We start from the raw sequence: 6597 nt of genomic DNA, 5'->3' as shown, positions 1-6597 counted from the left end.
AACGCCTTCGGCGTTATGCGCCCTACGCGGGTTTCAGCCTTCGACCAGCTCCACCCGCTCCGGCTCGCGCTTCATCAGCACGCGGCCATGGCGGATCGAGTACAGCGCCTTGGTCTGCTGGCGCACCGCCTCATAGTCGCTCTCAACTCCCAGTACCAGCAGGTTGGCCGGACGGCCGGCGGCGATGCCATAGCGCGCGCCCAGGTTCAGTGCGCGGGCGCTGTTGTCGGTGACCAGGTCCAGGGCACGCTGCAGGTCGTCGAAGCCCATCATGTGGCAGATGTGCAGGCCGGCATCCAGCACGCGCAGGATGTTGCCGTTGCCCAGCGGGTACCACGGGTCCTTGATCGAATCCTGGCCGAAGCAGACGTTCATGCCGGCGCGGTCGATCTCGGCCACGCGGGTCACGCCACGGCGTTTCGGGAAGGTGTCGAAGCGGCCCTGCAGGTGGATGCTCTCGGTCGGGCAGGAGACGAAGTTGATGCCCGAGCGCTTGAGCAGGCGGAACAGCTTGGAGCAGTAGGCGTTGTCGTAGGAACCCATGGCCGTGGTGTGGCTGGCGGTGACGCGGCCGCCCATGCCGCGCACGCGGGCTTCCTCGGCGAGCACTTCGAGGAAGCGCGAGTTCGGGTCGTCGGTCTCGTCACAGTGCACGTCCACCAGGCAACCGGTGCGCTCGGCCAGGTCCATGAGGAACTTGATCGAGCTGACGCCCTGCTCGCGGGTGTTCTCGAAGTGCGGGATACCGCCGACCACGTCCGCGCCCAGGCGGATCGCCGCTTCCATCAGCTCGCGGCCGCCCTCGTAGGACTCGATGCCCTCCTGCGGGAACGCGACGATCTGCAGGTCCACCAGGTGGCGCGCCTCTTCACGGACTTCCACCATGGCCTTGAGCGCGGCCAGGGTCGGATCGGTCACGTCGACGTGGGTGCGCACGTGCTGGATGCCGTGGGCGGCCAGCATGCGAATGGTGGTGTGGGCACGGGACTTGGTGTCCTCATGGGTGATGGTTTCCTTGCGCTGGGCCCAGCGCTCGATGCCCTCGAACAGCGTGCCGCTCATGTTCCATTCCGGCTCGCCGGCGGTCAGGGTGGCGTCCAGATGGATGTGCGGCTCCACCAGCGGGGCGATGGCCAGGTTGCCACGGGCGTCGATGTCGTCGCCGCTGGCGGCGACGGTGCCGGCTTGCTGGACGACTTCGGCAATGACGTCGCCTTCGCAGCGGATGGTGAACAGGCCGGTCTGCTTGCGCAGCGAGGCGTTGATGATTTTCATGGGCTCTTGTTCCTCTTCAGGCTATTCGTGGCGCGGCGCGCTGGACATGCGCCAGATGAGCAGCGCCACGGAGGTATTCAGGCGGAACTGCGCGTCGTCCAGGGACTGGCCACTCAGGGCCTCGATACGCGCGATCCGCTGGTTCAGGGTGTTGCGGTGGATGCCCAGGCGCTGTGCGGCCTTGAGGGCGTTGCCGTTCTCCTGGACGAGCGCATCGAGCGTCTCGATCAGCAGGTGCGGCTGTTTTCGACCCGCATCGTTGAGCGGGCCGAGGGTGTCCTTCATGAACTGGTCGACCACCGCGCGATCGGGGATCGCCCGCAGCAGGCGCAGCACGCCCAGCTCACGGTAGTCGCAGAAGCCACCGGGCGCCTGCATGCCTTCGGCGACGTCGAGCGCCTGGCGAGCTTCGAGCAGCGCGCGGGGATATTCCGCGCAGCTATCGGCGCAGGCGGAAAGACCGAGGTAGGCGCGCAGCGGCGCCATCTCCTGCTGCAGTCCGGCCGCCAGGGCCTGCAGTTCAGCGCGCTCGACGTCGGCCAGCAGCAGGACGAACAGGTCGCCCTGGATCACCACCGGCAGGCGCTCGCGGCGTGCCTGCTGCCAGCTTTCCAGATGGTCGAGCAAGCGCTGGCGGGTCTGCTGCAGCGCACGCTCGGCCTCTTCCGGTTCGTGCCGCTGGAATAATGTGTCGACGCCGGACAGCCGCAACGCCACCAGATGGCGCGGGACCTCCAGCGGCAACTCCAGGTGTTGCGCACGGCGCCGGACGATCTCCAGGCTGGGGAAGTCGCCGCTCAGCAGCTGGCCAAGGATGTCCCGGCGCGAGGTCTTCACCTGGGTCATCTGCACCAGCGCCGTGCCGATCAGGTGGGTCACGATGACCATCTTCAGCGCGTAGGGCTGCTCGATCAGCGGCAGGCCCTCGGCTTCGGCCAACTGAATCACGGACTGGGGAATGCGCTGGATGAACTCGTCGCCAGTCAGGATGACGATACCGGCGATGCCGCTGGCAACGCCTTCGCGCACCAGCTGCAGCAGATTGGCTTCGTCACGGCTGTGGTTGATGCCGGTGACGAACACCAGCTCGCCACCCATCACCCAGTCGGCGATGCCGACGTTCTCCGCCACGTAGGACCAGCGCACGCTGCGATGCAGATTGCGCGCGCCGGCCCGCAGCACGAGGCTTTCCAGCCCCGGCAGACGGAGGATTTCCTCGACGCTCAGGCTCAAGCGCGCGGCTCGGCCACCGGCGCGCGGGCGCGGGTGACTTCGGTGAGGACGATGTAGCAGATGGCGGAAGCGGCGATGCCCACCAGCGGCGCGATCCACGGCGAGGCATAGGCCAGGCCCGCACCGACCGCGTAGGACGCGAGGCCCGAGACGTTGAACGCCGGGATGTGGGTGCCCACCAGCGCCGGGTATTCGCCGCGATTGCGGTACCAGTAGTCCGCCATGATCACGCCGCCCAGCGGCGGGATGATCGAGCCCAGCAGCACCAGGAACGGGATCAGCCATTCGTACATGCCGCCGATGGCCAGGATGATGCCGATGCCGGCGGCCAGCAGGGTCATGCTGCGGCGGCGCTCGCTGCGTACCAGGTGGCAGGCGGCGGCGGAGACGTTGTAGATGGTCGGGCCCTGGATGGTCCACAGGTTCAGGCAGAGCATGATCACCGCGGCGAAGGACAGCCCCTGCAGCACCATCACTTCGACGATGTCGGCATTCTGGTAGACGATGGCGCACCAGGCGCCGGCGACGATCATCAGGCCGTTGCCGATGAGGAAGGCGACCACGCTGGCGATTACCGCGATGCGCCCGCTGCGCGCCATGCGGGTCCAGTTGGTGGCCTGGGTCGCGCCGCTGGCGAAGGTGCCGAAGACCATGGTCACGGCGGCGGAGAAGGTCAGGGTCTGGCTCGGCTCCTTCGCCAGCAGGCCGCTCCAGCCGCCGGCGTGGTTGGTCGCGATGACCATCGACGCCACCAGCAGGATGAACATCAGCGGCACCGACACGCGGGACATGATGTCCAGGCCCTTGAAGCCGATGATCGCGGTGATCGAGAACAGCAGGCCGAACACCACCATCAGAGGAATGTTCAGCCACTCGGGCAGGCTCAGCATCTTGACCAGCACGATGGCGACGGTGGCGGTGCCCCAGGCATACCAGCCCAGTTCGGCGAACCCGAGGAGGAAGTCGGACAGCTTGCTGCCGCGCTCACCGAAGCAGAAGCGGCCCATCAGCACGGTGTTCAGGCCGCTGCGCGAGGCGATCAGTCCCAGGGCGGCGGCGTAGATGGCGAGCAGCACGTTGCCGATGAAGGCGACCCAGAGCATGTCGACGAAGTCGAAGGCCATGCCGATCTTGCCGCCGGCGAACATGGTGCCGGTGAAGAAGGTGAAGCTGAACAGGACCATGGCGATGGGCAGCAGGCCCTTGCGCCCTTCCCGGGGCGTCGCGCTCAGGGGGAACTCACTGGGGGAACTCATTGAAGGGGGTCTCCGCGAGGATTGGTTGAGGACTCCCGGCCAACGCAAATAGCGGGCCGGAAAAGCCAATCAGGAACGACGCGGAAATTTTGAGCATGTCGAACATTGTGAACTGTTCACAATGCACACTTCCGGTGGGTGTAACGGCGTTTCAAGATAGCTCAAATGTGCATTGTGCGGATTTTCGGGGCACGATGCAGCTTTTTCGCACCAAAAACTGACGACGCCTTGATCCATGCCTCTGCCGTTCGGCGGATTTCCATTCTCGAAACGCAACGGCAGTCTGCACTTTCCCCCTGCGACACCCTGTCACCCCCAGACAAGGAAATGGCACGGACAACAAGTCCGGCGCGCACCGACGCAGGCAGACTCTCCTCAATGTTCCGTCCGCTGCCCGCCCCCGGCAGGCAGCCTGATAACAACAGATAGCCCGCCAACAAGAAAAAGGGAGTACCCGCCAATGAGCGTCGCCAGGTTCCTCGCTCCATCGGTCCTCGCGCTGGCCACGTGCCTCGCGATGGGCGCAGCCCAAGCCGAGCTGCCGACCGAGAGCATCGGTGAGACCGTCTTGCCGTTCCCGCCCTCGCCGCACCGTGCGTACATCGTCGACGTGGAGTTCGAGAACTTCATCGCCGGCCGCGTCACCGTGGTCGACCCCGAGCAGAAGAAGATGCTCGGCATGGTCAGCACCGGCTTCGTCGCTCCGTCCACCCTGAGCCACGACGCCAAGACCCTGTACTCCGCCGATACCTTCTACTCCCGCGGCACCCGTGGCGTGCGCACCGACGTGCTGACCGCCTGGGACACCTCGAACCTGCGTCCGAAGTGGGAAGTGGAAATCCCGGCCAAGCGCGCCTCGATCCTGACCCAGAAGTACGCCCTGGGCACCAGCTCCGACGATCGCTTCGTCTACATCTACAACTTCACCCCGTCCACCTCGGTCACCGTGGTCGACACGCAAGCGAAAAAGGTCGCCAGCGAAATCGCCATCAGCGGCTGCGTGCTCAACTACCCGGTGGGCAAGCGCGCCTTCGCCTCGCTGTGCGGTGACGGCCAGCTGCAGATCACCCGGATCGGCGACGACGGCAAGGAAACCGGCCGCAGCCAGACGCCGTTCTTCGACCCGAACAAAGAAAAGCTCAACGAGCGCGGCCTGGCCGTGGGCGAAACCCACTTCTTCGTGACCACCGACGGCATGGTCAAGCCGGTGGACGTCTCCGGCGACAAGCCGAAGATGCTGCCGAGCTGGTCGCTGACCACCGACGAAGAGCGCAGGAAAGGCTGGGGTACCGGCGGCTGGCAGTTGATGGCCGTAGCGCCCAAGCTGAACCGCATGTACGTGCTGATGCATGAAGAGCACAGCGCCGGCAAATGGGAAGACCCGAGCCCGTTCATCTGGGTCTACGACCTGAAGACGCAGAAGAAGATCGGCACCCTGGAAGCGCCCAAGCCGGTATGGAGCCTGCACGCCACCACCGACGACAAGCCGCTGCTGCTGGGCACCGACATCGAAGGCGGCCTGCAGATCTTCGACCTGAAGACCGGCAAGTACAACGGCGCCATGGACAAGATCGCCAAGACCCCGATCCTGGTCCTGAGCCACTAAGCCTTTCAAGAAAGCCAACCGAGAGGTACGGATATGTTTTCCGATCCGATCCTGATCATCGCCAGTGCGGTGGCCGTCGCGGTGCTGCTCGCCAGCGCCGCCAGCCACAAGCTGCGCGCGCCGATGCGCTTCGCCCGCCAGGTCGAAGACTACGGCCTGCTGCCAGCCTCGCTGGTCGGCCCGGTGGCCCGCGTGCTGCCAGTGGTCGAGGGCGTCATCGCCTTCGCCCTGCTGGTGCCGGCGAGCCGCCACGTCGCGGCCCTGGCCGCCACGGCGCTGATCCTGTTCTATGCCGGCGCCATCGGCATCAACCTCTGGCGCGGTCGCCGCGACATCGACTGCGGCTGCTCCGGCCCCGGCCAGATGCAACCGCTGCGCCCGGTGCTGCTGCTGCGCAACGCGATCATCGCCGGTCTCGGCCTGCTCGCCGCCAGCAGCCCGCAGGCTCGCGAGCTGGGCGTGTTCGACGCCTTCGTGATCCTTGCGGCCAGCGCCGTCACCCTGCTCCTGTACGCCGCGGCCGACAGCCTGCTGGCGAACCATCCCCGTCTGCTCAAACTCATCGGAAGGTGAACAAATGGAAGGCCTGATCGTTTCCAACATTCTTCTCTGGGTGCTGCTCATCGCCCTCGCCTTCACCGTGATGGCGCTGGTGCGCCAGATCGGCGTCCTGCATGGCCGCATCGCACCGGCCGGCGCGCTGATGGTCGACAAGGGCGTGGCCGTCAACGAGCCTGCGCCGAAAGTCACCGCCGCCGACCGCCATGGTCGCCCGGTCAACTTCGGCTACGAAGGCGAGCGCGGCCAGCTGCTGTTCTTCCTCTCGCCGACCTGCCCGATCTGCAAATCGCTGCTGCCGGCGATCAAGTCCATCGCCAAGGACAAGGTCGGCGAGCTGGACGTGGTCTACGTCAGCGACGGCGACATGGCCGCCCAGCAGGCACTGATCGCCGAGCATGGCCTGGAGAAAGCCGCCTACGTGGTCGGCCCGGAAGTCGGCATGACCTACCAGATCGGCAAGCTGCCCTACGCCGCACTGATCGATAGCAAGGGCGTGCTGCGCGCCAAGGGCCTGGTGAACTCCCGCGAGCACCTGGACAGCCTGTTCGAGGTCGAGCACCTGGGCAGCGCCACCCTGCAGCAGTACATGAATGGCCACAGCCACAACGGCGTACACACCCACGACGCCAGCCACGGCCACAGCCACTGATCACGGAGAGAACAAGC

6 protein-coding genes are annotated in these 6597 nt (G+C 66.0%); 3 read left to right on the top strand and 3 right to left on the bottom strand.

The window, feature by feature from the left end; all coding sequences use genetic code 11:
* Window positions 1-33: 33 nt before the first annotated feature.
* The 3 genes from codA to codB are packed head-to-tail and all read right to left on the bottom strand — an operon-like array spanning window position 34 to window position 3764.
* Window positions 34-1275 carry a cytosine deaminase gene (gene codA / locus MJ122_RS12985; protein ID WP_239744457.1) on the bottom strand — a complete coding sequence of 414 codons (1242 nt, stop codon included), beginning with the start codon at window positions 1273-1275 and terminating at the stop codon, window positions 34-36.
* Between the two features lie 21 nt (window positions 1276-1296).
* Window positions 1297-2508, bottom strand: a complete 1212-nt coding sequence (locus MJ122_RS12980; RefSeq protein ID WP_239744456.1) for a PucR family transcriptional regulator — start codon at window positions 2506-2508, stop codon at window positions 1297-1299.
* A complete protein-coding gene (codB, locus tag MJ122_RS12975; protein ID WP_088421443.1) occupies window positions 2505-3764 on the bottom strand; it encodes a cytosine permease in 1260 nt (419 codons plus the stop codon). Before codB ends, MJ122_RS12980 begins: the two co-directional genes overlap by 4 nt.
* Before the next feature lie 517 nt (window positions 3765-4281).
* On the opposite strand from codB, the gene MJ122_RS12970 reads away from it, so the two are divergent.
* From MJ122_RS12970 to mauD, 3 genes are read left to right on the top strand one after another with little or no spacing between them, the layout of a single operon-like run.
* Window positions 4282-5370, top strand: coding sequence for an amine dehydrogenase large subunit (locus tag MJ122_RS12970; protein ID WP_239744455.1), 1089 nt, complete (start codon window positions 4282-4284; stop codon window positions 5368-5370).
* 33 nt (window positions 5371-5403) lie between these two features.
* Entirely contained in the window at window positions 5404-5943 is a 540-nt protein-coding gene (locus tag MJ122_RS12965; RefSeq protein ID WP_088421441.1) for a MauE/DoxX family redox-associated membrane protein, read from the top strand.
* A 4-nt stretch (window positions 5944-5947) separates the two neighbouring features.
* Entirely contained in the window at window positions 5948-6580 is a 633-nt protein-coding gene (gene mauD / locus MJ122_RS12960) for a methylamine dehydrogenase accessory protein MauD (RefSeq protein WP_239744454.1), read from the top strand.
* Window positions 6581-6597: the final 17 nt, after the last annotated feature.

Source organism: Pseudomonas sp. DP-17 (assembly GCF_022380625.1).
Lineage (GTDB): Bacteria > Pseudomonadota > Gammaproteobacteria > Pseudomonadales > Pseudomonadaceae > Pseudomonas > Pseudomonas nitroreducens_A.
The sequence above is the reverse complement of the archived record's forward strand: the minus strand, read 5'-3'. Positions and strand labels throughout refer to the sequence as shown.

Bases quoted from the DNA above. Each gene is read 5' to 3' on its own strand.
- codA (WP_239744457.1), bottom strand. From the start codon at position 1,275: ATGAAAATCATCAACGCCTCGCTGCGCAAGCAGACCGGCCTGTTCACC.
- codB (WP_088421443.1), bottom strand. From the start codon at position 3,764: ATGAGTTCCCCCAGTGAGTTCCCCCTGAGCGCGACGCCCCGGGAAGGG.
- MJ122_RS12970 (WP_239744455.1), top strand. From the start codon at position 4,282: ATGGGCGCAGCCCAAGCCGAGCTGCCGACCGAGAGCATCGGTGAGACC.
- MJ122_RS12965 (WP_088421441.1), top strand. From the start codon at position 5,404: ATGTTTTCCGATCCGATCCTGATCATCGCCAGTGCGGTGGCCGTCGCG.
- mauD (WP_239744454.1), top strand. From the start codon at position 5,948: ATGGAAGGCCTGATCGTTTCCAACATTCTTCTCTGGGTGCTGCTCATC.